This window comes from Acidimicrobiia bacterium, from assembly GCA_035651955.1.
Taxonomy (GTDB): Bacteria; Actinomycetota; Acidimicrobiia; order IMCC26256; family JAMXLJ01; genus JAMXLJ01.
This window is the reverse complement of sequence record DASRES010000081.1, coordinates 59,354-84,511: the sequence shown is the minus strand read 5'-3', so window position 1 is coordinate 84,511 and position 25,158 is coordinate 59,354. Positions and strand designations below refer to the sequence as shown.

Below are 25,158 nucleotides of genomic sequence, written 5' to 3'. Positions count from 1 at the left end.
GCGCGCTCACGCGACGATCAACGGGGAACCTGGTACGTCACGCCGATCACACGCGGGCCGGCGTGCGTGCCGATGACCGGGCCGATCTGGCCGACGACGATGTCGTCGCGCTTCACGACGGGCGCGAGCAGGTCGAGGAACTCGTCGAGGTCCGGCGCGTCGCCGTGGAGCACGCACACGTTCTCGAATCTCCCCGACTCGAGCTTGTCGGCGACGTGCTTGAGCGCCTTCGATCGCGTCCGCACCTTGCCGGCCTCCGCGACGACGCCGTCGCGGACCTCGACGACCGGCTTGATCGCGAGCACGGAGCCGAGCAGGTGCTGCGCTGCGCCGATGCGCCCGCCCTTGCGCAGGTACTCGAGCGTGTCGAGCGTGCCGAACAACTTTGTCCGGTCGCGACGGTCGATCACGTCGGCGAGGATCTCGTCGATCGACGCGCCGTCGTCCGCTCGGCGCGCGGCGGTGAGGCACAGGCTGCCGAGACCCATGGACACGGCGAGCGAGTCGACGATCTCCACGCGGCACTCGTCGGCGACTGCACGCGCCGCGACCTGCGCGGCCTGCATCGTCGCGGAGAGCTTCGACGAGAGGTTGATGCACACGATGCCGTCGGCACCGTCGGCGATCAGCCGCCGGAACGCCTCCGTGAACGCGCCTGCGGACGGCGCGGACGTCTCGGGCAGCACCGGCGACGTCGCGAGCCGCCGCCAGAACTCACCGGTGCCGAGCTCCTTGCGGTCGACGAGCTCCTCGCTCCCGAACCGGATCGTCAGCGGGACGATCTCGATGCCGAGCTCGTCGACGAGGTCCTGGGGAAGGTCGCAGGCGCTGTCGGTGACGACTCGTACCCCCATGGGGTCCCTCCTCGGTCGACGGCCGATGTCCAGCCTCGCTCACGCGTCGCTCTTGGCGCCTGCGGCGCCGGGCCGCGCTCCGCTCATGCTCGCACGGCTGGGTGGCCTCCGGTGCGTCGGCGCCGGCGCAGGGCGGCCCGCAGGTCGCCGATCTCGTCGCTGCGCAGCACGACCAGCACGCCCCCGTAGACCAGCCCACCGACCACCCCTGCCGCCGCGAGCGCCGCCAGTGCGCGGCGCGCGGACGAATACCCGACGCCCGTGGCGACCAACCAGGCCACCACCCCGAGCGCGACCGACGCGATCGACACCCGGACCAGGGACCGTACCGTCTGCCGGCCCTCGAGGCGGACCAGTCGGCGGCGCAACGCGAGCATCGCGGCGACGGACGCGACGACGTACGCGACGGACCACGACAGCGCGAGTCCCGCGACGTGCCACAGCGGGTAGAGCGCGAACGCGAGCACGATGTTGATCGCGTTCTCGAGGCAGTTCAGGTAGAAGGGCGTGCGCGTGTCCTGCAACGAGTAGAAGCCGCGCAGCGCGAACAGGTACAGCGAGAACGAGAACACGCCGACGCCGAACAGTGCGAGCGTGCTCGCGGTCCGCCCCGCGGACTGCGTGCTGAAGTGGCCGTAGAGCAACAGCCCGTTCACGATCGGGCGCGCGAGCACGACCATGATGACCGCGGCCGGCAACACGACGAGCGCCATGAGACGCAGCCCGAGCGAGAACTGGTCGCGGAACGCTCGCAGGTCACCCGCGCTCGCCGCGCGCGACAGCTCGGGTACGAGCGCCGTCATGAGCGACACCGCGAACAGCCCGTGCGGGAGCTGGAAGAACGTGAACGCGGCGACGTACACGGACGCGTCGCCCGACCGCCCGTACGACAGGAACAACACGACGAGCGCCGCGATCTGGTTTGCGGCGACGTAGCCGAACGTCCACGCGGACAGGCGCGCGAGCTTGCGCACCGCGGGATGACGCCACCGCGTCGTGAACCGAACGTGGACACCGGCGCGTCGGAGCGCGGGAAGGAGCGCGAGGGCCATCGCGACGATGCCGGCGGTCGTCCCGGCGCCGAGCAGCAGGAGCAGCGGCAGCGAGTGGTCGACGCTCGACACCGAGAGCTGGTGCGTCGTCGCGTACGGGAGGCCGACGAACACGCCGATCACGACGACGTTGTTCAGGACGGGCGCGAACGCCGCCGCCGCGAACCTGCGGCGGGCGTTCAGCATCGCGGTGGCGAGCGCGGTCATGCCGTAGAACAGGATCTGCGGCATGAACAGGAACAAGAGCGTCGTCGCGAGACGCTGCTGCACCGCGCGGTCCGCACCGTGCAGACGCAACGTGTAGAGCTTGATGATCCACGGCGTCGCAGCGAGACCGAGCAGCGTCACGATGACGAGCCCGACCATCGCGACCGAGTTGATCGCGTCGGTCGCGTCGTTGTCGTCGTTGTGCAGGTTCTCGACGTAGAGCGGGACGAGCGTCGCCGTCAGGATGCCGCCGAGGAGCAGCTCGTAGACGATGTTGGGCGTCGAGTTCGCGATGTTGTAGACGTCGGTCAGCCGCCCGAAGCCGATCGACGCCATCGCGGAGACGCGCAGGAACCCGGTGATGCGCGACAGGGCCGTGCCGACGCCGACGATCGCGCTCGAGCGGACCAGCTGACGTGGTGTGCCCGGTGTCGCGGTCGCGTTCTCGGTCGCGGGGTCGACGCTCGACGGGGACGGCGCGCGGACGCGCGTCCGGTCAGCCGGCGGACCCACGACTCGGCGCGGTCGGTTCCCACGCGGTCGCGCCGCGGACGCGCGGTGTCCGTCCGGACTCCCGCGCCTCCCGGCGACCGCGCCTGCGTCGCCGGTAGTGGTTGGCCCACCAGCCCGCGAGGAAGAAGCCGGCACCGAGCATCAGCACGAGACCGACGCCGCTGACGACGGTCGAACGCACCGTGAAGCGCGTCTGCTCGAAGCTGATCTGCCCGTCGGGCGACGTCACGCTGACGCTGAGCGGGAACGTGCCCGACGTCCGCGCCTCGACGGCGAAGCGCGCCGTCGTGTTCCGCGGCGGGAGCGTGAGGACCCGGTCGGCGCCGTCCGGGAAGAACAGCTTCTCGCTCTGGAACCGGACCCGGACCTTCACCGGTTGGTCCGTCGCGTTCTGGAACGAGAGTGGGATCTCGGCGCGGCGCGCGGTGATCGTCACCGTCGAGTTCTGCGGGCCGCGGATCTCCGCGACGAACGCGCCGATGGTGTCCTCGATAACGCCGAGCTCGCGCGCGGCGCGCCGTCGCCCGCTCGCGCCCGTCCATGCCGAGCTCATCGAGACGAGGATGGCGCGGTTGCCGCGTTGGATGCGGGGGTCGTCCGGTGTGACGAGCGTTCCGAACGACGCGAGACGATCGGTCTCGGTCCGGACGTCACGCGCGCTCACCGGCAGCGACGGCGAGGTGCGGAGGGGCTGTGTGGTCCGGACGAGAGGTTGCCGCGACCGGCCCGACGTCTCGGCCGGCACCGTGTCGAGCAACGTCCCGACGCTCTCCACCTTGACGAGCGGGTTGTCCCGCAGCCCGGCGAGGACGGTCGTGACCGCCGTCTGCGTCGACGCGTCGACGTTCCACATCGTCGGCATCGCGACGACCACGCCGCGCTGGGTGCCGGGCGCCTCGAACGCGACGACGGCGAGGCCGGCGAGGAACCGCTGCGCGCGCAGCGCCGGTGACGCGTCGCCGGGCGCGAGGAGCGACGCGAGACCGGGATCCGTCGCGACGGCCGTCAGCACCCGTCCGTCGGCGCCGAGCTCGAACGGGCGCGCGGGTGTGAACTTCGACGAGATCGGCGTCAGGCGTGACGGGTCGACGACCACCCGGTCGACCCCCGAGTCGTGGAGGTCGCCGAGCGAGCGCTGGTCGATCGGGTCGACCGCGACCGTGCGGGTGTCGGCGCGCACACCGAACACCGAGGTCAACGTGTCGGCGCCGAACGACAGCTGCGCGCCGATCTCGCTCGCCAGCCCGGCGTCGACAAGCGCGGGCATGTCGACCGGGACGTAGGCGCCGGCGAGGAACGACTGCGTCGAGTCGCGGAGCGCGGCGAACGTCGCGGCGAGATCACGGTCCTGGTTCGCGAGCGCGGACCACGCCTCGACCGTCTCCGGGCCCGGTTCGACCGTGATCGGCAGCCCGGCGGCCGCCTTCACGAGCGACGCGATCCGCCCGAGGCGGCCGTCCGGGCCGAGCTCCCGGACGACGGACGGGTCGGGCGATCCGTCAGGGAGGTAGGCGGGGTTCGCGACCGCGGGCCAGATCCACGCGGTCGCCAGCGGCTGCGCGATCGCGTAGCCGCCCGGCTGCGTCTGGCTCACCGCGACGACGTACGTGACGAACCCGTCGACGCGGCCTCGCGTGTGCAGGTCGTAGAGCTCCACCTCGAGCGCGTAGACGCCTTCGCTGGCCGGCGCGCGCACCAGCCCCGTGATCGTGTACACGTCGCCCGCGGCCGGCAACGACGCGAGGGGCGCGGTCGTCACGTGCATCCGGCCGCCGAGACCCGTCTCCCCGATCGTGTCCTCGAACGCGGTACGCGAGGACAGCGACGAGTGCAGTGCGAACGACACACCGAGCCGTGCGACGTCACCGTCGATGCGGACGCGCATCGCGACGTCCGAGTCGAGCGGGCTCCACGCCGGTTGCTGCAGCAGCGTGATGGTGCCGGCCGGTCCTCGCGACGCTGTCGTCGTCGTCGTGCCGTTCGCCGCGCGCGCCGGTGTCGCGTCGAATGCGAGCAGCGCCGACACCACGACCGCGACAACCGCGACGACGGCCACGACCGAGGCGACGTCGCGCGTACGTCTCACAGCTCGCGCCCCATCACGCAGAGCCCGACGGGGAGTCGCGCGAATCCGCACGCCTCGTACAGGTGCAACGCGGCGTCATTGTCGCACTGCGTGTTGACCAGCGTGCGCGAGACGTGATGGCGGTGCAGCCAGTGGAGCGCGTCGGTGACGACGGCGCGACCCCAGCCGCGGCCGCGCACGGACGGATCGACCGCGATGCGTTGGAGGTACCCGGTCGCGCCCGCGCGACCCGAGATGGCGTACGCGACGACGTCTGGCCCGTCCTCCGCGACACGAAACCGCGTGACCGGCGTCGCGTGGAGCGCGTCGTCGAGCCCCTGGGCGTCGAGCCGCCAGAACCCGTCGAACGCGCGGCCGTCGAGCGCGAGGACGAGCTCGCGGTCCGCCCGCCGGGCGCGACGGGTCGGCAACGTCGTGTAGGGAAGGCGGACCATGTCGTGGGCGAGGAGGTGGAGCCGCTCGCGTACGGCGAAGCCGGCGTCCACGAACGGGAGCGCGTCGGCCGGCGCGAGGGCGTTCGTGACGACCGACGTGTAGCCCTCTGCGGTCAGGGTCCGCAGGGCGCGCTCCACGAGGTCGCCGTCGGGCGGGCGCTGCGCGCCGACCGAGACGAAGGCGACCTCCGTGCTCCCGCGCCAGGCGCCGAGACGCGCCCAACCACCGCGCCAGCGCAGCACGTGGTGAGGCGGAGGATCCGGGCGCTGCGCGCCGACCATCGGGGGCGACAGTACCGGCCGGACCACTCGACCAGGGGCCGCCGGGCCGGTGTCCCATTCGTACGGCGCGACGATGGACGGCGTGCTCCTCGTCGCGACCGACCCCGTGTTCGCCGCCCACGACACCGGGCGTGGCCATCCGGAGCGCGCGGCGCGGCTCGAGGCCGTCGAGGTCGGCATCCAGCGTTCGGGCGTCGTCGACGCGCTGCAACCGCTGCCACCGCGCGCCGCGGAGCGCGCGGAGCTGGAGCGCGTTCATCCCCCCGACCACCTGGACGCGCTGCACGCCCTGTGCGCGCGCGGCGGGGCCGTCGACCCGGACACGGTCGTCTCACCGGGATCGTGGAAGGCGGCGGTGCACGCCGCCGGTGCCGGCCTCGCCGCGATCGACGCGCTCGACCGCGGTGCCGGTGACGCGGCGTTCCTCGCGCTCCGACCCCCGGGTCATCACGCGACGCCGTCGCGCGCGATGGGGTTCTGCCTTCTCAACAGTGTCGCGATCAGTGCCGCCGCGCTCGCTGACCGCGGCGAACGCGTCGCGATCGTCGACTTCGACGCGCACCACGGGAACGGGACGCAGGCCTGCTTCGAGCGTGACGGCCGGGTGCTGTACGTGTCGTTCCACCAGTGGCCGCTGTACCCGGGAACGGGGCGGCTCGACGAGATCGGCCACGACGGCGGCGTCGGCACGAACTGCAACCTTCCCTTCCCGCCCGGCGCGACCGGTGACGTGTACCTCGCCGCGTGTGACGCGGTGGTCGGCCCGCTGGTGGAACGCTTCGAGCCCACGTGGCTGCTGCTCTCCGCCGGCTTCGACGGCCACCGCGCCGATCCGCTGACCGGCTTGTCGCTGAGCGCGGGCGACTTCGGCCTGCTCACGGAGCGGCTGGCCGCGCTCGTACCCGCAGGCCGGCGGATCGCGTTCCTCGAGGGCGGCTACGACCTCGACGCGCTCGCCCGGTCGGTCGCGACGACGCTCCCCGCCCTCGTCGGCGCCCGTCCGCCCCACGAGGAGGCCCCGAGCGCGGGCGGACCGGGCCACGTCGTCGTCGACGCGGTCGCCGACCTCTGGTCCGACCTCGGCGTCTGAACCGAGCGCGCTCCAGGCGGAGCACACGCTCAGGTTCCGGGCGAAAGGTGCCGATAACGCCGCGGTGCTGGAGCTGGACGAGCTGCTTCGCGACGCCGTCGACCACCGGGCGTCGGACCTCCACGTGAAGGTCGGTTCGCGACCCTTCCTGCGAATCGACGGACGACTCGAGGAGACCCGGTTCGACGTCGTGACGGCTGCGGACACGGAGCGCGTCGCGTTCGCCATCATGCCCAAGCAGCGCGCCGACGAGTTCCTCGCGACGAACGAGGCCGACTTCGCGTACACCGTCGCGGGCCTCGGTCGCTTCCGCGTCAACGTGTTCCGTCAGCGCGGCTCCGTCGGGCTCGTGCTGCGCCGCGTCCTTCCCGGGATCCCGAGCTTCGAGGACCTCGGGCTGCCGACGGTCGTCCGGCGTCTCGCGGAGGAGCCGCGCGGCCTCGTGCTCGTCACCGGTCCGACCGGCTCGGGCAAGACGACGTCGCTCGCGGCCATGATCGACCACATCAACGAGACGCAGCAGCGTCACATCGTGACGATCGAGGACCCGATCGAGGTCCTCCACACCGACAAGCAGTCGATCGTCAACCAGCGCGAGGTCGGTACGGACACCGAGGACTTCCATGCCGCGCTCAAGCGCGTCCTCCGTCAGGACCCCGACGTCATCCTCATCGGCGAGATGCGCGACCCCGACACCGTCTGGGCCGCGCTCGCGGCCGCGGAGACCGGCCACCTCGTGTTCTCGACGCTCCACACGATCAGCGCGACGGACACGATCAACCGGGTCATCGACTTCTTCCCGTCGCACCAGCAGCGTCAGGTGCGCATGTCGATCGCCGGGTCGCTGCGCGGCATCATCAGCCAGCGGCTGCTCGAGCGGTGTGACCGCGCGGGCCGGGTGCCCGCGGTCGAGGTGCTCGTGGCAACCGGTCGCGTGTTCGACCGGATCGTCGACCCGGACAGCACCCACGACATCGAGCAGATCATCGCCGAGGGCGAGTATTACGGCATGCAGACGTTCGACCAGAGCCTGCTGTCGCTCTACAAGCAGGGGATGGTCAGCCGGCGTGACGCGCTCGCGACCGCGACGCAGCCGCACGATCTCCGTCTCAAGATGGAGCAGTTCGAGCTCGCGCGCATGGAGGCCGCGAACTCCTAGCCGCGAACTTGTAGCCGCGTCAGCTCGCGGGCGCCGGTGCGTAGGGATCCCGACGAGTCCGGCGGACGATATTCCCCGGTCCATCCCGGGCCAGCGGCAATCGGTCCGATCCCGGCGCCCGCGGACCGCGACAATGGGGCGTGATCCCCGAACGGCTGCAGGCGGTCCTCGCGGCGGGCTCCCCGGTGCAGCGGCTCGCGGCGCGCCTCACCGACGCCGGTCACCAGTGCTACCTCGTCGGCGGCAGCGTGCGCGACGCGCTGCTCGACCGGCCGCCCGTGGACCTCGACGTCTGCACCGACGCCCGCCCCGACGCCATCGAGCGGATCGTGCGCGGCTGGGCCGACCACGTCTGGACGAAGGGCAAGCGGTTCGGGACGATCGGCTGCGAGGTCGACGGCACGCGCTTCGAGATCACGACGTTCCGCGCAGACGTGTACCGCCCCGAGAGCCGCAAGCCCGACGTGACCTACGCCGACGACGTCGAGACCGACCTGTCGCGGCGCGACTTCACCGTGAACGCGATGGCCCTCCGTCTCCCCGACCCGCTCCTCGTGGACCCGTTCGACGGCGCGGTCGACCTCGCCGCGCACCGGCTGCGTACGCCGCTCGACCCCGAGGTGTCGTTCCTCGACGATCCGCTGCGGATGCTGCGCGCGGCGCGCTTCGTCGCCGCGTTCGACCTCGTCCCGGATCCCAGTCTGGTCACCGCGGTCGAGCAGCTGCGGAGCCGGCTCGAGATCGTGAGCGCCGAGCGCATCCGTGACGAGCTGACCAAGCTCCTGCTCGTCGACGACCCGTCCGAAGGTCTGTGGTTCCTCGCGGACACGAAGTTGAGCGACGAGTTCCTTCCCGAGCTCAACGCGATGCAGCTCGAGCAGGATCCGATCCATCAGCACAAGGACGTCCTCGCGCACACGATCGCGGTCGTGCGCAACACTCGGCCCGAGCTCAAGGTCCGGCTCGCCGCGCTGATGCACGACGTCGGCAAGCCGAAGACGCGCTCGTTCGCCCGTGGTGGCGTGAGCTTCCACCACCACGAGGTCGTCGGCGCGCGGATGACCCAGGAACGCCTGCGCGCGCTGAAGTACCCGAACGACGTCGTCGAGGACGTCACGAAGCTCGTCTACCTCCATCTCCGCATCCACACGTACGCGATGGGATGGACCGACAAGGCCGTGCGCAGGTACGCGCGCGATGCGGGCCCGTTGCTCGACGATCTCAACCACCTCGTGCGGTGCGACTGCACGACGCGCAACAAGCAGCGCGCCCGCGCGCTCGCGCGCCGCATGGACGAGCTGGAGGAACGCATCGAGGCGCTGCGCGCGCAGGAGGAGCTCGACCGCATCCGCCCGCCGCTCGACGGACGGCAGGTGATGGCGTTCCTCGGCATCCGGCCCGGGCCCCTCGTCGGCGAGGCGCTCGACCACCTGCTCGAGATCCGCCTCGACGAGGGACCGATCCCCGAGGACGAGGCGTACCGGCGTCTCGCCGCGTGGGCCGACGAGCGCGGCCTGCCGCACGCGTGACGACCGCGCCGCACTGCTCGCGCGTCGCCGTGCTCGGCGAGTACCGCGACGGGGTGCGCGCGCTGTCCGAGGTCACGATGGGCGTCGACGCCGACCGGTGGGCCGTACGCGCGTGCGGCACGTGGACGATCGAGGAGGTCGCGCGCCACGTCCTCGCCGTCGCGGACTGGTACCACGCGTGGCTCGACCGGGGCCTCGCCGGCGACGGGTCGCCGCCGTTCACGTCCGACGAGCTCGAGGCCCGGAACGCGCAGGAGCTGGCGCGACGGGTCGCGGTGCCGGGAAACGTCGCGATCGAGCAGTTCACCGAGCGGGCTGCGTCGTACGGGGCGCGGGTGCGCGACGCGTGGGACACGCCCTACGGGTTCCCGTCGGGGACCGTTACGGCGGGCCTGCACCTGGCCGTCGCCGCGGCCGAGTGGCACCTGCACGCGTGGGACGTCGCGCGCGCCGTCGGCCGTGAGCACCGCCCCGGCGATCCCGAGACGCTGCTGAACGCGGTCATCGACTGCTTCGCCGTCGCGCGCGGCGGCGTCGAGGGCAACATGCTGCGCACGTTCGCACCGGCGGTGGCGCGCTTCGGCGACCCGTGGGCCTCGTTGCTGCGGCGGTCGGGACGGCGGCCGCCGTTCAGGTGGCTGCGGCGCCGAACGTGATCTCGGGTTCGACCCGGACCTCGGTACGCAGCGAGCTCGCGACGAAGCACTCGCGGTGGGCGACGTCACAGAGGTGACGCACACGTGCCTCGTCCACGTCGCCGTTCACGGTGACGTGCGGTCGCAGCACGATCTCGGTGATCCACATCGGCCGGTTCGACGTGGGCATCACACCTTCCGCCGTGTCGTCGTACGCGACGACGTCGACTCGGGCGCGCGCCGCGACCGCGAGGAACGACAGCAGCTGACACGACGCCGCTGCGAGCACGAGCAGCTGCTCGGGGTTCAGCCGTGACGGGTCGCCGCGGAACGCCGGGTCGGACGACAACGGGACGGTCGCCTCGACGGGAGGGACCGTCGCGTCGTGCGCGCGGTCGTACGCGTCGTAGCCGCCGGCCGTGGACCCCCGCCACGAGCAGGTCGCGAGGTAGCGGTGCTCGGCCAACTCACAGCCCTTCCTTGCGCGCCCGCCAGACGATCGTCGGTGCGACAGGCAGGTCCTCGTCCGCCTCCGGCGCGGGCGGGGGTTCCGTGATCACCTCGACCCGGAAACCCGAGCGGGTGAGGCCCATGAAGACGCTGGACACCGTGCGCGGGTGGACGGTCACGGGCTCACCGTCGCGGTCGACGACGATCGGCGACTCGTCGAAGTAGGAACGGCGGATCTCGAGCCGGTCGAGGGGCAGCTCCATCGCCCCGTTCCGCGACCCGGCAGCCGCGGGACCCATCTCCCGCGCGATGAGCAGCGCGAGCGGGTGCTCGTAGGACAGCACGAAGGTCCCCTGTGGTCGCAGCACGCGGTGCACCTGGCGGAAGACGCGCCCGACGTCGGCGACCTCCGCGAGCGCGTGGGCGCTGAACGCGACGTCGATGGAGTCCGCGCGGAGGAACGCGAGGTCCGCGAGATCCCCGAGGTGCCATTCGACGCGGGCCTCCGCGCGGTCGGCGAGCGCACGCGCGTGCGCGAGCTGCGCGTTCGACGCGTCGACCGCGATGACCGTCGCACCCTGACGTGCGAACGCGACGGCGGAAGCGCCGCTGCCGCACCCGAGGTCGAGGACCCGACGACCGTTCACGTCCCCGAGGAGCCGCAGCTCCTGCTCGGTCGGCGCGTCCGGCCCGTAGGAGATCGTGTCGGTGGGGAGCGTGCTCGCGTCGCGTCGGCGCGCGATGCGGTTCCAGCTCTCGGTGTTCCCCGTCGTCATCGACGTCATTCTGACTGCTCGCGTGCGGCGAGCATGGCTTCCGCGGCCAACGGGACGGGCAGCGAGCCGTAGGACAGGAGCTCGTCGTGGAAGCGCCCGATGCGGAACGACGCGCCGTCGAGTCTCTCGCACCGCGCCCGGAGTCGCAGGATCTCGTCCTTCCCGATCGCGTAGCCGATCTGGTACGTCGGCGTCGACGTGTAGCGGCGCACCTCGTCCATCGCGTTCGGGCGCTCGAGGTCCGCGACACGCACGAGCATGTCGACCGCGGCGTCCAAGTCGATCTCGCCGGTGTGCAACCCGATGTCGACGACGACGCGCACCGCCCGCCACAGCTGGTCCTTCAGCTGGAACGTGCGCATCACCGCGTCGTCGCGGTCGAACCCCGCGTCGAGGAGCATCTCCTCGCAGTAGAACGCCCAGCCCTCGACGGTGAGCGGCGACTCGGCCATCGCGGCCACGACGCCCGCGTCGCGGTTGGCGCGCGTGAGCTGGAGGTGGTGGCCGGGATAGCCCTCGTGGATCGCGGTCAGCACCACCGACGCGTGCGCGTGCCCGCGCAGCCGCTCCGCTGCGTCGTCGCCGTCGGGAACCGTCACCCAGAACACACCCGGGCTGTCGGGCTCGAAGAACCCGGGCGGGTCGTAGGCCGCGTACGGCACGAGGTGGGCCCAGAAGCGCGGCGACGGCCGGACGTCGAGCGGGTCGTCGGTGGCGGTGGCGACGTCGTGCTCCTCCACGAACGCGCGCGTGCGCGCCATCTCGTCCCGGTAGCGCGCGAGCAGCCCGTCCAGCGGGGGATGGTCGTCCTTGTGATGGGCGACGAGCGCGCGCCAGTCGGGATCGAGCTCCTCGAGCCGCGTGAGGGTCTCGGCCACCAGCGCGTGTCCGCGCGCCGCGATCGCCTCCGGACCGTCGGTCAGGTGGTGCTGCGCTCGAAGTCGCTGCGCGACGACGTGCTCCCCCGCGACCCACGGCCCGCTGTCCGGCAGCGAGCGCAGGTGCGCGGCGACGGCGTCGAGCGCGTCGGCCGCACGCGTCGCGGCATCGACGATCGAGCCGGAGCGCATCGGCTCGGGCACCGCCTCGAGAAGGTCGTCGCGGAGGAACGCCGCGCCCGCCGCTGCGGTCTCGTGGGCCGACTCGCTCCACACGCGCGGCACGTCCGACCACGTCCGTCGGGCGCCGTCGAGGAACGCGGGCAGCTCCGCGAGGCGACCGCGCAAGGCGCTGATGCGCGTCTCGACCGGCGCGGTGTCGCGGAGCAACAGCGCGAGGCACGCCGCCAGCGCGCCGTCGATCGCGCCCTCCGGGTTCCGGCGCCATTGCTGCTCCTGCTCGAGCGCGAGGAGCTCCGTGGCGAGCGCGCCGTCGAGGGCCCGCGCGTCGATGCCGTCGTCCCGAGTCGTCGCGAGCTCCGTGCGCAGCGCCCGCAGCTCCGACGCGAACGCCTCGAACGTCGCCGCGGTGTGCTCTCCGAGACGGTCGTCGTGGTCGTGGACGCCGAGATACGTCGCGCGCGCCGGGAACGTCTCGCACACGAGGTCCGCGTACGCCTGCCCGAGCGCTGCGACCGGGCGCATCGGCGGCACGATACGGCACGATACGCGACAGCACCCCCGGCGGCAGCCGGGGGTGCTGGAACAGCGTTGGGCGCGACCTACGACTGGTTCGCGAATTCCTCCACCATGTCGTGCGCCTCGTCGTCGCGGTACTGCACGGGCGGCGACTTCATGAAGTACGCCGACGGGCCGAGCAGCGGGCCGCCGATGCCGCGGTCCTTGGCGATCTTGGCGCACCGCAGCGCGTCGATGATCACGCCGGCCGAGTTGGGCGAGTCCCACACCTCGAGCTTCAGCTCGACGTTGAGCGGCACGTCGCCGAAGTTGCGGCCCTCGAGCCGGATGTACGCCCACTTGCGGTCGTCGAGCCAGGCGACGTGGTCGGACGGGCCGATGTGCACGTCGTCGGCTTCGATGCCGTGGTCGATCTGGCTCGTGACGGACTGCGTCTTCGAGATCTTCTTGGACTCGAGGCGCTCGCGCTCGAGCATGTTCTTGAAGTCCATGTTGCCGCCGACGTTGAGCTGGTACGTGCGGTCGAGCACCAGCCCGCGGTCCTCGAAGAGGCGGGCGAGGATCCGGTGGACGATCGTGGCGCCGACCTGGCTCTTGATGTCGTCGCCGACGATCGGCACACCCGCGTCGGCGAACTTCTGCGCCCACACTGGGTCGCTCGCGATGAACACGGGGATCGCGTTCACGAACGCGACGCCGGCGTCGAGCGCGGCCTGCGCGTAGTGCTTCTGCGCTTCCTCGCTGCCGACCGGGAGATAGCTCACGAGCACGTCGGCCTGCGTCGCGCGCAGCACGCGCGCGACGTCGACCGGCTCGAGGGGCGACTCCTCGATCGTCTGGCGGTAGTACTTGCCGAGACCGTCGAGTGTCGGACCGCGTTGCACCTGCACGCCGAGCTCGCCGACGTGCGCGAAGCGGATGGTGTTGTTCTGCCCCGCGAAGATCGCCTTGCCGACGTCGAGCCCGACCTTCGCGGCGTCGACGTCGAACGCAGCGACGAACTCGACGTCGCCGACGTGGTAGCCGCCGAGCACTACGTGCATGAGGCCCGGCACCGACTCGGCGGGGTCGGCCTTGCGGTAGTACTCGACGCCCTGGACGAGGCTGCTCGCGCAGTTCCCCACGCCCGCGATGGCGACGCGGATCCGACTTCGACCGCTGGTGCGGTTCATGCGGTGGCTCCTTCCTGTGACGCTTCGGCCGCCGCCGCACGTTCGGCGGCGATCAGCTCGTCGACCCACTCGAGGTCGCGTTCGGTGGACTTCCGGCCGTGCTCGAGCAGCGACAGCGCGTACCGGTCCTGGCCGGCGCGCGACCCGCGCGCGCGGTGCAGGCGCGCGACGAGGTCGGCGCGGCGCTGCTCGAGGAGGGCCATGCGGGCGTCGCGCGGGAGGTACCGGCAGAACGCGAGCTTGAGCGCGAAGGCCCGCTCGTCGTCCGTACCGGGCGCGGTGTCGCCCGTCAGCAGCTCGAGGAACATCTGCTCGCCCCGTTCGGTGAGGCGGTAGGCCTTGCGGTTGCGCCGCCCGGGCTTGGCGAGCCGGCGGACTCGGGCTGCCGCGGCCTCGCCGCTCAGCGACCCCGTGGCGGGCATCGGGGGCGCGGGTGCCTCGTCACCGGGCTCGACGACCTCGACAGCCCCCGCCCGCTCGAGGCGGCGCAGCGCGGGATAGAGCGACCCGTACGAGACGCCCCAGAGGAACCCGAGCGTGTCGCCCAGGCGCTTCTTCAGCTCGTAGCCGTGGAGCGGTTGCTCCTTGAGGAGGCCGAGGACGGCGAGCTCGAGCATTTGGGGTCGGGCTCCGGGGGTGTTCGGCGATATGACGGAATGATATATCGAGCCGATATATCGGTCGTCAGTATGACGGTACCCGGCGGCCGAGTGCAAGCACCGTCCCCGACGTGTGCCGGAGGACACGACCCCGCCCGCGCGCCGCGATCGGCGCCGGTCGGGCGTCGGTACACTGCTCGCCGTGGCTCGCCACGTGGACTACGCCCTCGCCCGGCGCGCGGTGTTGCGTGATCTGCGGCGCGGGCGTGTCGGCCGTCACGACGTGTGTGATGCCCACCCCGAGCTGGTCCGGGCGGCGCTGAACGTCGGCGAGGAGGCACGACGCGACTGCCCGGTCTGTGGGAACGCCAGCCTGCGGCTGGTGTCGTACGTCTACGGCGACGCGCTCAAGGCCGCGAACGGCCGGTGCATCAGCTTCCCCGGCGAGCTCGAGAAGCTCGGCGCCTCGATCGACGAGTTCGCCTGCTACGTCGTCGAGGTCTGCCCCGACTGCCGGTGGAACCACCTCGACCGCCGGCTCCTCCTGGGGCGCCGGCACGCCGGCTGACCGAGTGCGACGCTCGGCGCCGCGCTCCTACTCCTCGACGGGTTCGTTCGGGTACTGCGAGATGCAGGAGATGCACCACAGCTCCGGCGGGTCGACGACCTCGTAGGACGCCGGCGCGTCCCACCGCTCGGGGGTGACGTACACGCGGCGGACGAGCACGAGCTCGTCGTCCTCGTGGGCGCAGTTCTCGCACGCGCGCATCGCCCTGAATGTAGGGCCCGGCGCGGGCGCCCGACCTGGGCGTTCACTCGTCCGCCTGGGTAGCATCGCCGCGCCGCCGGGAGCCGAGCGTGCCCCGGACGGTGGAGGCCCGTGTCATGACCGCGAACGCGTCGCGCAACGCGCGCCCGCTCACCGCGCCCGACGTCCGCACCCGGAAGGGCTCGGACACCCCGCTCGTCATGGTCACCGCGTACGACGCGCCGACCGCGCGCATCGCGGACGCCGCCGACGTCGACATGATCCTCGTGGGCGACTCCGTCGCGATGGTCGTGCTCGGCTACGACGACACGCTGCAGGTCACCATCGACGACATGGCCCATCACGTCGCCGCCGTCGCGCGCGCCAAGCCGCGCCCGATGATCATCGGCGACATGCCGTGGATGTCGTTCCACGTGTCACGCGAGGCGGCCGTCGAGAACGCGGCCCGGCTGGTCCGCGCGGGCGCCAGCGCGGTGAAGCTCGAAGGCGGCGCGAAGCGGGCCGAGATCGTGCGCGCGATCGTCGACGCGGAGATCCCGGTGATGGGCCACCTCGGGCTCACGCCGCAGTCGGTCCACGCGCTGGGCGGGTTCCGCGTACAGGGCAAGGAGCTCGACGTCGCGCGCGCCATCGTGGACGACGCGACCGCGCTCGTCGACGCGGGATGCTTCGCGATCGTGCTCGAGTGCGTGCCGGACGCGGTCGCCCGTGTCATCACGGACGCCGTGCCCGTACCGACGATCGGCATCGGCGCGGGCCGTCACTGCGACGGTCAGGTCCTCGTCTTCCACGACGTCGTCGGCCTCGACGACCGCATCAGCCCGAAGTTCGTGCGGCGGTACGCGGACCTCAAGGAGGACGCGACGCTCGCGGTCGCGCGCTTCGCCGACGACGTGCGCAACGGGTCGTTCCCGTCGAGCAACGAGACGTACCACGTCGCCGACGATCTCACCGAGGCCCTCGGGCTGTACGGGGCGACGCCCGCCGACGCGTGACGCCACGACGCGCGGTCGCGCTCGGTGCCGGGGCACTCGCGATCGCGCTCGTGGTCGCCGCCTACGCGCTCGCGCGCGACCGCAACCAGGCCGCGCGCGCGCAGCCCCTCGCGCCCGATCTCGCCGGTGCGTTGCGCGACGCACGTCCCGCGTCCGACCCGTTCCTCACGTGGCCCGAGGCGCGCGTCGCGCTCGGCGGGCACTGCCTCCGCGTGATCGTCGCCGCGAGCGAGACGCAACGCGAGGAAGGCCTGCGCGCGCGTCGCGACCTCGGGCCGTACGCGGGGATGCTGTTCGTGAATCCCACGGACGTCGCGACCGCGTACACGATGTCCGGCGCGCCGCTCCCGCTCGACCTGACGTTGTTCGACCGCGACGGCCGGCCGCTCGAGCACCACGCGCTCGAGCCGTGCTCCGGCACGATCTCCCAGTGCCCGGTGACTCGCCCGTCGCAGGAGTACCGACTCGCGCTCGAGACGCCCCGGGGCACACAACCCGTCGCTCCGCTCGGCGGCTGTGGCTGACGACGGCAGCACGGTCCATAGCGCTCGCGCCGCGGGACGGATGCCATGCTCGCGGTGTGGAAGTCGTCCGACGCGCGACACCCGCGGACGTCAGGAGCGTCCTGTCGCTCTGGACACGGGCCGCCGCCGCGCCCTCGGTCACCGACGACGAGGAGTCACTGCAGCGGATGGCCGCGCGCGGTGCGCTCTTCGTCGCCGAGACGGACGACACGATCGTCGGAAGCGTCATCGCGACGTTCGACGGGTGGCGCGGGAACGTCTACCGCCTCGCTGTCGACCCCCGCTACCGGCGCCGGGGAGTCGCCCGTCGTCTCGTCGAGCACGGCGAGCGTCACCTCGCGGATCAAGGGTGCGTCCGGGTCAGCGCGCTCGTCGTGCGGGACGAGCCCGCGGCGACCAGCCTGTGGTCCGCACTCGGATACGAGCTGCAGGACGCGATGCTCAGGTTCGTCAAGACGGGGCCGCTCGGCGGGCGCTGACCGCCTGGCCCGGGTGGCTGTCACACCCCTTCGGTAGCGTTCGTCGGGATAGGACGTGTCGAGACGGCGGGACGGTCGCGCCGGCGGGCCTCACGGGACCCTCTGGGAGCGCGGGACCCTTCTGGTAGATTGCCCCGCTTGGTCATGCGGCCCGCCCCGTCGGCGGGCGTCACGCGAGACCCGATCTTGCTCCTCGCGGTCCGGCGCACACGCCCGGGCTGAGCTGGGAGCCCGCACCGAGTCCGAGGACCCGGGCGGTCCGAAGGAGGTGACGGCCGTGCGGCCGTACGAGGTCATGATCATCTTCGACGCGGACCTGGAGGAGGAGACGATCCGGTCCGCCGTCACCCGCTACGTCCAGCTGCTCGAGTCGCGGGGCGCGGAGCCCGGCTACGTCGACCACTGGGGGAAGCGGCGGTTCGCCTACGAGCTCAAGCACCGGTGGGAGGGCTACTACGTCGTCCTCCAGGTCCGGGCCGAGCCGCCGGCGATGGACGAGCTGCACCGCGTCCTGTCTCTCGCTGACGAGGTTCTCCGTCACAAGGTGCTGCGCATCCCGGAGGAGGTCTACGGGCCGCCGAAGGCTGCGGGCGCCGCCGCGGCGGAAGGGTAGGGAGGCACTTCAGATGGCGAACGGCAACACGGTCACGATCGTCGGGAACATCACCCGCGACCCCGAGCTGCGCTACACGCCGAGCGGGCAGTCGAACACCCGCTTCGGCGTCGCGGTCAACCGTCGCTGGCAGGACCGCGCGTCCGGTGAGTGGCAGGAGGCGACGAGCTTCTTCGACGTCGTGTGCTGGCGCGACCTCGCGGAGAACGTGAGCGAGTCGCTCGGCAAGGGCAGCCGGGTGATGGTGACCGGCCGGCTCGAGCAGCGCACCTGGGAGACCAAGGAGGGCGATCGCCGCAACGTCGTCGAGATCATCGCGGACGACGTCGGTCCGAGCCTGCGCTTCGCGACCGCGAAGGTCGAGCGCAACGAGCGCCGCGGCGGCGGCGACGCGCCGGGCGGTGGCAGCGGTGGCGGTGGCGGGGGCGGCGGTGGCCGCCCCGCGCCCGAACCGGTGCCGAGCTACGAGGACTACGGCGAAGAGCCGTTCTGATCAGAACGATCGCGTGCGGACGAAGCCGGGCCGTGCGCGGATGCGCGGGACGGCCCGGCCCGAGGGAGTCATGTCATGGCGAGAGATCGCGAGAGGCGCAAGGGCGGTGCGGCCGACCGCCGGCGCACCCCGAAGAAGAAGGTGTCGATCCTCACGTCGGAGAACATCACGTGGGTCGACTACAAGGACGTCAACCTGCTGCGGCGGTTCATGTCGGAGCGGGCGAAGATCCGAGCCCGGCGCGTCACGGGCAACTCCGCGCAGCAGCAGCGCGCCGTCGCGCAGGCGATCCGCGTCGCGCGCGAGATGGCCTTGCTGCCCTACAGCGTCCGGCAGGTGACGCAACGCAGCAAGGGTGCGCGCGGCCGCGATCGGGACCGCGATCGCGACCGTGGGCGCGAGCAGCAGGCCCCCGAGGCGGCCGAGCCCACGGAGGCGACGGAGATGCCCGAGGGCGTGACCGTCGGTGCCGCGGGTGACGGCGAGGCCACGGGCGAGGCGACCGGGAACGCGCCCGCGCCGGCCGCGACCGCGGCCGAGGAGGGCGGCGAGGCGTGAGGATCGTCCTGCGCGAAGACGTCGAGCATCTCGGCACGAAGGGCGACGTCGTCGACGTCGCGGACGGGTACGCGCGCAACTTCCTCGTGCCGCGCGGTCTCGCGATGCGTGCGAGCAAGGGCACGATCGCGCAGGCGGCAGCGATGCGACGCAACCGGGAGGCGCGCGACCGTCGTGAACGCGAGGCGGCGACCGCGGTCGCGGCCCAGCTGCGCGACAAGCGCGTCGAGGTCCGTGCGCGCGCGGGCGAGGGTGGCCGCCTGTTCGGCTCCGTGACGGCTGCCGACATCGCGGACGTCGTACGCGACCAGCTCGGCGTCGAGATCGACCGGCGCCGTGTGCAGCTCGACGAGCCGCTGAAGGAGCTGGGCGACCACGAGGTCGGCGTGCGCCTGCACACCGACGTCGACGCGGTCCTCACCGTCGCGGTCGTCGCCCAGTAGCGCCCGGCTCGTCCCGAACGAGACACGCGCACCACGAGATCCGCGGTGCGCGTGTCGCGTCGCGGCACCATGGACCGCTGCCCGTGTCGTTGCTGACACACCCCCGTGGTTCGCTGTGGATCACGGCCGGGTTGTCCACACGCAACGCACACGCAATCCACATCCAAATCACAGGGTTTCGCTACTTCCAACCCACAGCCCCGCGACGCGACGATGCCCCGCCGGGCGGGGTGCAGGAGCGGAGACACGGTGGTCCAGTCGATCGAGCAGGTGCGACGGCCGTCCTCGGGGACGGCGCGGGTCCCGCCGCACAACCTGGAGGCGGAGGAGTCGCTGCTCGGCGCGATGCTGCTCTCGCGCGACGCGATCACCGCCGCGCTCGAGTGCCGCGTCGAGGCGTTCGACTTCTACAAGCCCGCGCACGGGCACATCTTCGACGCCGTCGTGTCGCTCTACGGGCAGGGCGAGCCCGTCGACCCCGTCACGGTCGCCGAAGAGCTTCGCCGCGCGAACCTGCTCGACCAGCTCGGCGGCAAGCCGACACTGCTGCGCATCCAGGCGACGACACCGGCGTCCGCGAACGCCGGCCACTACGCGCAGATCGTCGGTGAGCTCGCGCTGTTGCGCCGGCTGATCAGCGTCGCGGGCGAGATCGCCGAGCTGGGCTACGAACCGCCCGACGACGTCACCGAGACGTTGGACCGCGCCGAGTCGCTCGTGTTCGAGGTCGCCGAGCGTCGGGTGTCGGAGTCGCTCGTCGGTCTCGCGACGTCGCTGAACACCGCGCTCGAGCAGCTGGAGTCCCTCTACGGCCGCGACGAGCAGCTGACCGGCGTCCCGACCGGCTACCACGAGCTCGACAACATCCTGCTCGGACTGCAGCCGTCGAACCTCGTCGTCGTGGCCGCCCGTCCCGGTCAGGGCAAGACGAGCTTCGCCCTGGGCGCGGCGGCGAACGTCGCGCTCGAGGTGCGCAAGCCCGTCCTGTTCTTCTCGATGGAGATGGGCAACCTCGAGCTGACCAAGCGGATCCTCGCGTCCGAGGCGCGCGTGGACGCGAAGAGACTGCAGACCGGCAACATCCCCGAGGGCGACTGGAACCGGCTCAGCCACGCGGTCGGCCGGCTCGCGGAGGCACCCTTCTTCATCGACGACAACCCGCACACGACCGTCATGGAGATGCGGGCGAAGGCGCGGCGCACGAAGGCGCGCTACGGCGACCTCGGGCTCGTCGTCGTCGACTACCTGCAGCTCATGACGTCCACGCGGCGCGCCGAGAACCGCCAGGTCGAGGTGGCCGACATGTCACGCGGCCTCAAGATCCTCGCCCGCGAGCTCGACTGCCCGGTGATGTGCCTCTCGCAGCTCAACCGCCAGCTCGAGTACCGCACCGACAAGCGGCCGATGCTCGCCGACCTGCGCGAGTCCGGGAGCATCGAGCAGGACGCCGACGTCGTCTGCTTCATCTACCGCGACGAGCAGTACAACCCCGAGTCGGACCAGCGCGGCACCGCCGAGGTCATCGTCGCGAAGCACCGCAACGGCCCAACCGGTGTCGCGCGCCTCGCCTTCCTCGACCACCTCACGAAGTTCGCCAACATGGCGCGTGAGTGAGTTGAACGACGCGCGCGCCCTCCTTCGACGCGCGGTCGACGCGCTGGGCGGCGAACGACGGCCAGGGCAGGACGAGCTCGCCGATGCCGTGGCCGACGCGTTCGAGCGTGGCCACCACCTCGTCGCCGAGGCGCCCACCGGCTCGGGGAAGTCGCTCGCGTACCTCGCGCCCGCGGTCGCGTCGGGCCGCCGTACGGTCGTCTCGACCGCGACCATCGCGCTGCAGGACCAGCTCGTCGGCAAGGACCTCCCGCACCTCGCCGAGCACGCGGGCGTCGACGTCTCGTTTGCCCTGGTGAAGGGCCGCTCGAACTACCTCTGCCGTGCGAAGCTCGCCGCGGCATCGGCGCCGGACGCGCTCTTCGACGTCGCGCCCGGGCCCGCGTTCGACGAGGAGCTCGACGCGTGTCGCGCGCTGGCCGCGACGTCGGAGACGGGCGACCGTGCCGACGCCGCGGACGTGTCCGACGCGACGTGGTCTGCGGTGAGCTGCTCGCCGATGGAGTGCCCCGGCGCGGCACGGTGTGCGTACGGCGCCGAGTGCTTCGCCGAGCACGCGATCGCGCGTGCGGCTGACGCGGACGTGGTCGTCGTGAACCATGCGTTGTGGTGCGCCGACCTGGCGATCGGCGGTTGGATCGTCCCGGAGCACGCGCAGGTCGTCGTCGACGAGGCGCACGCACTTGCCGACGCGGCGACGAACGCGTTCGGCACGTCGCTCACGCCCAACGGGATCAGCCAGCTCGCGAGCCGGGCGCGCAACCTCGGTGTCGCGCAGTCGGCGACGGATGCGCTCGAGCGCTCGGTCGGTGCGCTCACGACCGCGATCGGGTCGGCGGACGGGCGCGTGCGCCCAGGCCGTGATACCGCGCTCATGGACGCGCTCACCGGCGTCCGTCAGCGCGTCCGCGACGTCGACGGCGCGCTCGCGAAGCTCGAGCGATCGGCGAGCGACGGGACCGCGGTCGCGCTCGCGCGGAGGCTCGTCGCCGCGCGGGTGGACACGCTCGCCCGGATGATCGACGACCACGACGACGACGTCGTGTGGGTCGAGTCGGACCGGGGACGGCCGTTCCTGCGGGCCGCGCCCGTCGACGTCGCCGCCCGTCTCGGTCCCGTGCTCGCGCAGAAGCCGACCGTCTTCGTCTCCGCGACTCTCGGCGCGCGCGAGCCGTTCCCCGCGTTCGCCGGCAGCATCGGGCTCGACCCGGACGCGCCGCTGCGTACGGCCCACGCATCGCCGGACAACGACGACGGCGATCCGGAGGCGGACGGCCCCGGTGCCGGCTACCGCGCGCTCGCGGTCGCGCCCGCGTTCGACTGGCGGCAGCAGGCGTTGCTGTACGTGCCCAAGCGGACGCTGCCACCGCCCAGCGACCCGCAGTGGGCCGACGCCGCGGGCGACGAGCTGTGCCGGCTCGTGGAAGCGGCCGGCGGCCGCACGCTCGTGCTGTGCACGACGAACGCGAACGTGACCCGGTTCGCGGCGCTGCTGCGCGAGCGCGTCGACGTCACGGTCCTCGCGCAGGGCGAGGGCTCGCGTGCCGCGCTGACCGCGCGGTTCCGCGACGACGAGACGTCGGTGCTCGTCGGCACGCGGTCGTTCTGGGAGGGTGTCGACGTCATCGGGCGCTCGTGCGTGCTCGTCGTGATCGACCGGCTGCCGTTCCCGACGCCCGCCGACCCGTTGCTCGCCGCGCGTCGCGAGCTCGTGGAACGTGACGGTGGCTCCGGGTGGCGCTCGGTCGACCTCCCCGCCGCCAGCCTCGCGCTCTGCCAGGGTGTCGGCCGGCTGATCCGGTCGCGCACCGACCGCGGCGTCGTCGCGGTGCTCGACGTACGCCTCGCGCACGACCGCTACCGCTATCGGAACGTCCTGCTCGACGCGCTCCCGCCCGTCCGGCGTTGCATCGACCGCGCGGAGGTGGCGCGCTTCTTGCGTGACGCGGTCGCGTCGGTCCCGCTCGGTACCGCGGACTCAGAACAAGCGGAGCGGACGGTCGACGCCGTCGCGTAGCGCGTCGACGTCGATCTCGACGCACTCGACGCCCCTGCTCTCGGCGAACACGCGCGCCTGCGGCTTCACGCGCGTGGCAACGAGCATCCCGCGCGTCGGCGCGAGCCGCGAGTCGCGATCGAGCCGCTCCTGGTACCGCAGGAGCTGCTCGACGCCCGCGATCTCGCCGATGCGCTTGACCTCGACCACGACCGCCTGCCCGTCGCCGTCGCGGCACAGCAGGTCGACGGGCCCGATGTCCGTCGGGTACTCGCGCCGGATCAGCACGAAGTCGTCCTTCAGCGCCTGGACGCGCGCCGCGAGCAGCGCCTGCAGCTCCGCCTCGACGCCGTCCTTCTCGAGCCCCGGGTCGTCGCCGAGGTCGATCACGTGATCGTGCAGCACCTCGTCGAGCTCGATCGTGAGCCGCTCACCGCGCGCGTTCGTCGCGACGATCCGTCCGGGCTCCTCGCGCAGCGTGCACGGTGGCGTCATCCAGTTGAGCGGCTTGTACGCGCCCGAGTCGGAGTGGATCGAGACGGAGCCGTCGGCCTTGATGAGGACGAGCCGTGGTGCACGCGCGAGGCGCGCGCCCAGCCGGCCCTCGTACTCCACGGAGCACCACGCGACCACGAGACGCACGCGGCGGGTTGTATCACGGCTCGGCCCGAGGGAGCCGACGACGCCCCTCCCGGTACGATCCGCCCCGTGAGCTTCTACGACGAGGTGCTGCGCGAGCTGCTCGCCGCCGTCGGGGCCGCCATGTTCTTCGGCAACCTGTACGCGCTCGCTCGTCGACGAGCCGACGCGCGCGAGCACGCGGCCCGGTCCGCGTCACGGGGCCGGAAGGCCTCCGCGCGTGGCCCTGCGCCCAGGGCGCGCAGCGCGAGCGGCTCACGGCAGCAGACCAGCGACCTCGCGCAGGCGCCCGTCGCGCGGACGCTCGTCTACATCGTGCTCGGCTTCGTGATGATGGTGGCGGGCATCGCGGCACTCGTCGCCCGCTGAGCCCGACACCGCGTGGCACGACGCCCGCGCGCGCAGCGCGTCGAGCGTCAGCTCCCAGCGGATCCGGCGTGCGAGCCACTCCACGGCCGCGGTCGCGTCCTCCATGCGGACCTCCTCCGCGTCGCAACGGACGCTTCCGAGGGTCGCGGACCGACGTGAAGCGCCTGTGTCGACGCGAGGGCGAGCGCGTGATCGTTGCGTGAGGACGTGGTGACGCCGGCCCGCGGGTCGCCGACCCGGGCGGCGGCGTGCTGGACGACGGCGCGGGCGACCCAGACCGACCGGTCCTCCCAGCGGCGAGCCTGCACCAGCCGGGCGACCGCGCCGAGCGCGCACAACGCCGCCACTGTCACGTCGGGCACGCCGAGGCGAGCGACGCCGTCGATGGCCGCGGCGAGACGAGGCGGGAGCCCGTCGAGGTAGCGCTCGGGTCGCCACGGACCGAGCGCGTCCTCGTGGAGCGCGTACAACGCGCGGCCCGCATGGACCTGCTCGCGCGCGAGGTCGAGGAACTCGCGCACCGATCGCGTGTAGCGGTGCTCGGCGCGGAGTTCCTCGTCGTACACGCCGGTGAGGCCGGCCGCGTGGCACCGGAGGCCGAAGTCGCGGTCCTCGTGGTGCGCGTGCACGTAGTCACGGTTCGTCATCCCGACTGCGAGGCACTCGTCGCGGCGGATCGACAGGTTCCCGCCCCAGAGGTCGAAGAGCACCGCGTCGCCGTCCGTGTAGCGCGCGACCACGCGCCCGTAGTCGCGTGCGTAGACGCGTGCCGTCGCGTTGCCGCGACACGCGCGGGCGGAGACCGGCATGGTGCCGACGACGACCGCGTGGTCGTGGTGCGCGTGCGCGCGGAGGTGACCGGTCGCGAGGAGCGGGCCGGCGACGACGTCGTCGTCGAGGAACAGCAGGATGTCGCCGCGAGCGAGCCCGGCGCCCGTGGCCCGGGCCTGTGCGGGGCCGCGCGCGGCGCCCGTGACCACGCGCACGCGAGGATCGGTGTCGGCGAGCGCGGCGACTGCCCGGCCCGGTGGACCGGCCCGGTCCAGCACGACGACGACCTCGGACGTCGCCGGGTCGTCGAGGACGCTGGCGACGGCGTCGGCGGCGCGGGAGCCGCCGTCGCGGGTGGGCACGATCACGGACAGCGAGCGAGAATGTTCGCGCTCATCGTGGTGAGTCACGCACGGCTCCCGGTAGAAGGTGACGCGTCGTGCTCGGCAGGATACGAATCGTGCCGCGCCGAGCGTACCC

At 72.4% G+C, this 25,158-nt stretch carries 26 protein-coding genes and 1 pseudogene; 15 read left to right on the top strand and 12 right to left on the bottom strand.

Features of this window, described 5'->3' with window-relative positions; translation table 11 throughout:
* Nucleotides 1–17: 17 nt before the first annotated feature.
* The 4 genes from VFC33_17515 to VFC33_17500 form a co-directional block, all read right to left on the bottom strand.
* On the bottom strand, nucleotides 18–854 hold the full coding sequence (locus VFC33_17515; protein ID HZR15038.1) for a DegV family protein: 837 nt from the start codon (nucleotides 852–854) through the stop codon (nucleotides 18–20).
* An 83-nt stretch (nucleotides 855–937) separates the two neighbouring features.
* Entirely contained in the window at nucleotides 938–2,626 is a 1,689-nt protein-coding gene (gene murJ / locus VFC33_17510; protein ID HZR15037.1) for a murein biosynthesis integral membrane protein MurJ, read from the bottom strand.
* Nucleotides 2,610–4,712 (bottom strand): DUF6049 family protein, encoded by a 2,103-nt coding sequence (locus VFC33_17505; protein HZR15036.1) that lies wholly within the window; start codon nucleotides 4,710–4,712, stop codon nucleotides 2,610–2,612. Before VFC33_17505 ends, murJ begins: the two co-directional genes overlap by 17 nt.
* Entirely contained in the window at nucleotides 4,709–5,428 is a 720-nt protein-coding gene (locus VFC33_17500) for a GNAT family N-acetyltransferase (protein ID HZR15035.1), read from the bottom strand. The genes VFC33_17505 and VFC33_17500 overlap by 4 nt, the downstream gene beginning before the upstream one ends.
* 73 nt (nucleotides 5,429–5,501) lie before the next feature.
* Between VFC33_17500 and VFC33_17495 the strand changes: the two genes are divergently transcribed.
* The 4 genes from VFC33_17495 to VFC33_17480 all read left to right on the top strand — a co-directional run bounded on the left by VFC33_17495 (nucleotide 5,502) and on the right by VFC33_17480 (nucleotide 9,862).
* The gene (locus tag VFC33_17495; protein ID HZR15034.1) at nucleotides 5,502–6,518 is read left to right on the top strand and encodes a histone deacetylase; all 1,017 of its coding nucleotides are present in this window, start codon (nucleotides 5,502–5,504) and stop codon (nucleotides 6,516–6,518) included.
* Nucleotides 6,519–6,582: 64 nt separating this feature from the next.
* On the top strand, nucleotides 6,583–7,677 hold the full coding sequence (locus VFC33_17490) for a PilT/PilU family type 4a pilus ATPase (GenBank protein ID HZR15033.1): 1,095 nt from the start codon (nucleotides 6,583–6,585) through the stop codon (nucleotides 7,675–7,677).
* A 140-nt stretch (nucleotides 7,678–7,817) separates the two neighbouring features.
* Nucleotides 7,818–9,206: a CCA tRNA nucleotidyltransferase gene (locus VFC33_17485; protein ID HZR15032.1), complete on the top strand. Its 1,389-nt coding sequence runs from the start codon at nucleotides 7,818–7,820 to the stop codon at nucleotides 9,204–9,206.
* Entirely contained in the window at nucleotides 9,203–9,862 is a 660-nt protein-coding gene (locus tag VFC33_17480; GenBank protein HZR15031.1) for a maleylpyruvate isomerase family mycothiol-dependent enzyme, read from the top strand. Before VFC33_17485 ends, VFC33_17480 begins: the two co-directional genes overlap by 4 nt.
* On the opposite strand, the gene VFC33_17475 is transcribed toward VFC33_17480, so the two are convergent.
* From VFC33_17475 to VFC33_17455, 5 genes are all read right to left on the bottom strand, one after another.
* Nucleotides 9,837–10,307 carry an OsmC family protein gene (locus VFC33_17475; protein HZR15030.1) on the bottom strand — a complete coding sequence of 157 codons (471 nt, stop codon included), beginning with the start codon at nucleotides 10,305–10,307 and terminating at the stop codon, nucleotides 9,837–9,839. The two genes, VFC33_17480 and VFC33_17475, sit on opposite strands and share 26 nt — an antisense overlap.
* A gap of 1 nt (nucleotide 10,308) precedes the next feature.
* Nucleotides 10,309–11,067: a methyltransferase domain-containing protein gene (locus VFC33_17470; protein ID HZR15029.1), complete on the bottom strand. Its 759-nt coding sequence runs from the start codon at nucleotides 11,065–11,067 to the stop codon at nucleotides 10,309–10,311.
* 5 nt (nucleotides 11,068–11,072) lie between these two features.
* Nucleotides 11,073–12,650, bottom strand: coding sequence for a DUF885 domain-containing protein (locus VFC33_17465; protein ID HZR15028.1), 1,578 nt, complete (start codon nucleotides 12,648–12,650; stop codon nucleotides 11,073–11,075).
* Between the two features lie 77 nt (nucleotides 12,651–12,727).
* Nucleotides 12,728–13,816 (bottom strand): inositol-3-phosphate synthase, encoded by a 1,089-nt coding sequence (locus tag VFC33_17460; GenBank protein HZR15027.1) that lies wholly within the window; start codon nucleotides 13,814–13,816, stop codon nucleotides 12,728–12,730.
* The gene (locus VFC33_17455) at nucleotides 13,813–14,433 is read right to left on the bottom strand and encodes a PadR family transcriptional regulator (GenBank protein HZR15026.1); all 621 of its coding nucleotides are present in this window, start codon (nucleotides 14,431–14,433) and stop codon (nucleotides 13,813–13,815) included. Before VFC33_17455 ends, VFC33_17460 begins: the two co-directional genes overlap by 4 nt.
* 184 nt (nucleotides 14,434–14,617) lie before the next feature.
* On the opposite strand from VFC33_17455, the gene VFC33_17450 reads away from it, so the two are divergent.
* Nucleotides 14,618–14,983, top strand: a complete 366-nt coding sequence (locus VFC33_17450; GenBank protein ID HZR15025.1) for a DUF5318 family protein — start codon at nucleotides 14,618–14,620, stop codon at nucleotides 14,981–14,983.
* 27 nt (nucleotides 14,984–15,010) lie between these two features.
* On the opposite strand, the gene VFC33_17445 is transcribed toward VFC33_17450, so the two are convergent.
* On the bottom strand, nucleotides 15,011–15,184 hold the full coding sequence (locus tag VFC33_17445; GenBank protein ID HZR15024.1) for a hypothetical protein: 174 nt from the start codon (nucleotides 15,182–15,184) through the stop codon (nucleotides 15,011–15,013).
* Between the two features lie 89 nt (nucleotides 15,185–15,273).
* Between VFC33_17445 and panB the strand changes: the two genes are divergently transcribed.
* From panB to VFC33_17400, 9 genes and pseudogenes are all read left to right on the top strand, one after another.
* Entirely contained in the window at nucleotides 15,274–16,179 is a 906-nt protein-coding gene (gene panB / locus VFC33_17440; GenBank protein ID HZR15023.1) for a 3-methyl-2-oxobutanoate hydroxymethyltransferase, read from the top strand.
* Nucleotides 16,176–16,703 (top strand): DUF192 domain-containing protein, encoded by a 528-nt coding sequence (locus VFC33_17435; protein ID HZR15022.1) that lies wholly within the window; start codon nucleotides 16,176–16,178, stop codon nucleotides 16,701–16,703. The genes panB and VFC33_17435 overlap by 4 nt, the downstream gene beginning before the upstream one ends.
* A 56-nt stretch (nucleotides 16,704–16,759) precedes the next feature.
* Nucleotides 16,760–17,182, top strand: a complete 423-nt coding sequence (locus VFC33_17430; GenBank protein HZR15021.1) for a GNAT family N-acetyltransferase — start codon at nucleotides 16,760–16,762, stop codon at nucleotides 17,180–17,182.
* Between the two features lie 277 nt (nucleotides 17,183–17,459).
* Entirely contained in the window at nucleotides 17,460–17,795 is a 336-nt protein-coding gene (gene rpsF / locus VFC33_17425) for a 30S ribosomal protein S6 (GenBank protein HZR15020.1), read from the top strand.
* 13 nt (nucleotides 17,796–17,808) lie between these two features.
* Complete coding sequence (gene ssb, locus VFC33_17420; protein ID HZR15019.1) at nucleotides 17,809–18,288, top strand: single-stranded DNA-binding protein; 480 nt, start codon at nucleotides 17,809–17,811, stop codon at nucleotides 18,286–18,288.
* A gap of 75 nt (nucleotides 18,289–18,363) precedes the next feature.
* Nucleotides 18,364–18,615, top strand: a pseudogene (gene rpsR / locus VFC33_17415) (30S ribosomal protein S18).
* Nucleotides 18,616–18,842: 227 nt separating this feature from the next.
* Nucleotides 18,843–19,289, top strand: coding sequence for a 50S ribosomal protein L9 (gene rplI / locus VFC33_17410; protein ID HZR15018.1), 447 nt, complete (start codon nucleotides 18,843–18,845; stop codon nucleotides 19,287–19,289).
* Nucleotides 19,290–19,538: 249 nt separating this feature from the next.
* Nucleotides 19,539–20,903, top strand: a complete 1,365-nt coding sequence (gene dnaB / locus VFC33_17405) for a replicative DNA helicase (GenBank protein ID HZR15017.1) — start codon at nucleotides 19,539–19,541, stop codon at nucleotides 20,901–20,903.
* Nucleotides 20,896–22,920, top strand: coding sequence for an ATP-dependent DNA helicase (locus VFC33_17400; protein HZR15016.1), 2,025 nt, complete (start codon nucleotides 20,896–20,898; stop codon nucleotides 22,918–22,920). The genes dnaB and VFC33_17400 overlap by 8 nt, the downstream gene beginning before the upstream one ends.
* Here the strand turns inward: VFC33_17400 and nucS are convergent.
* On the bottom strand, nucleotides 22,882–23,541 hold the full coding sequence (nucS, locus tag VFC33_17395; protein ID HZR15015.1) for an endonuclease NucS: 660 nt from the start codon (nucleotides 23,539–23,541) through the stop codon (nucleotides 22,882–22,884). The two genes, VFC33_17400 and nucS, sit on opposite strands and share 39 nt — an antisense overlap.
* A 66-nt stretch (nucleotides 23,542–23,607) precedes the next feature.
* On the opposite strand from nucS, the gene VFC33_17390 reads away from it, so the two are divergent.
* Nucleotides 23,608–23,907: a hypothetical protein gene (locus VFC33_17390; protein ID HZR15014.1), complete on the top strand. Its 300-nt coding sequence runs from the start codon at nucleotides 23,608–23,610 to the stop codon at nucleotides 23,905–23,907.
* Nucleotides 23,908–23,954: 47 nt separating this feature from the next.
* On the opposite strand, the gene VFC33_17385 is transcribed toward VFC33_17390, so the two are convergent.
* A complete protein-coding gene (locus tag VFC33_17385; protein ID HZR15013.1) occupies nucleotides 23,955–25,046 on the bottom strand; it encodes a glycosyltransferase in 1,092 nt (363 codons plus the stop codon).
* Between the last annotated feature and the right edge of the window lie 112 nt (nucleotides 25,047–25,158).

Bases quoted from the DNA above. Each gene is read 5' to 3' on its own strand.
- VFC33_17515 (HZR15038.1), bottom strand. From the start codon at position 854: ATGGGGGTACGAGTCGTCACCGACAGCGCCTGCGACCTTCCCCAGGAC.
- VFC33_17500 (HZR15035.1), bottom strand. From the start codon at position 5,428: ATGGTCGGCGCGCAGCGCCCGGATCCTCCGCCTCACCACGTGCTGCGC.
- VFC33_17495 (HZR15034.1), top strand. From the start codon at position 5,502: ATGGACGGCGTGCTCCTCGTCGCGACCGACCCCGTGTTCGCCGCCCAC.
- VFC33_17470 (HZR15029.1), bottom strand. From the start codon at position 11,067: ATGACGACGGGGAACACCGAGAGCTGGAACCGCATCGCGCGCCGACGC.
- VFC33_17465 (HZR15028.1), bottom strand. From the start codon at position 12,650: ATGCGCCCGGTCGCAGCGCTCGGGCAGGCGTACGCGGACCTCGTGTGC.
- VFC33_17460 (HZR15027.1), bottom strand. From the start codon at position 13,816: ATGAACCGCACCAGCGGTCGAAGTCGGATCCGCGTCGCCATCGCGGGC.
- VFC33_17455 (HZR15026.1), bottom strand. From the start codon at position 14,433: ATGCTCGAGCTCGCCGTCCTCGGCCTCCTCAAGGAGCAACCGCTCCAC.
- VFC33_17445 (HZR15024.1), bottom strand. From the start codon at position 15,184: ATGCGCGCGTGCGAGAACTGCGCCCACGAGGACGACGAGCTCGTGCTC.
- ssb (HZR15019.1), top strand. From the start codon at position 17,809: ATGGCGAACGGCAACACGGTCACGATCGTCGGGAACATCACCCGCGAC.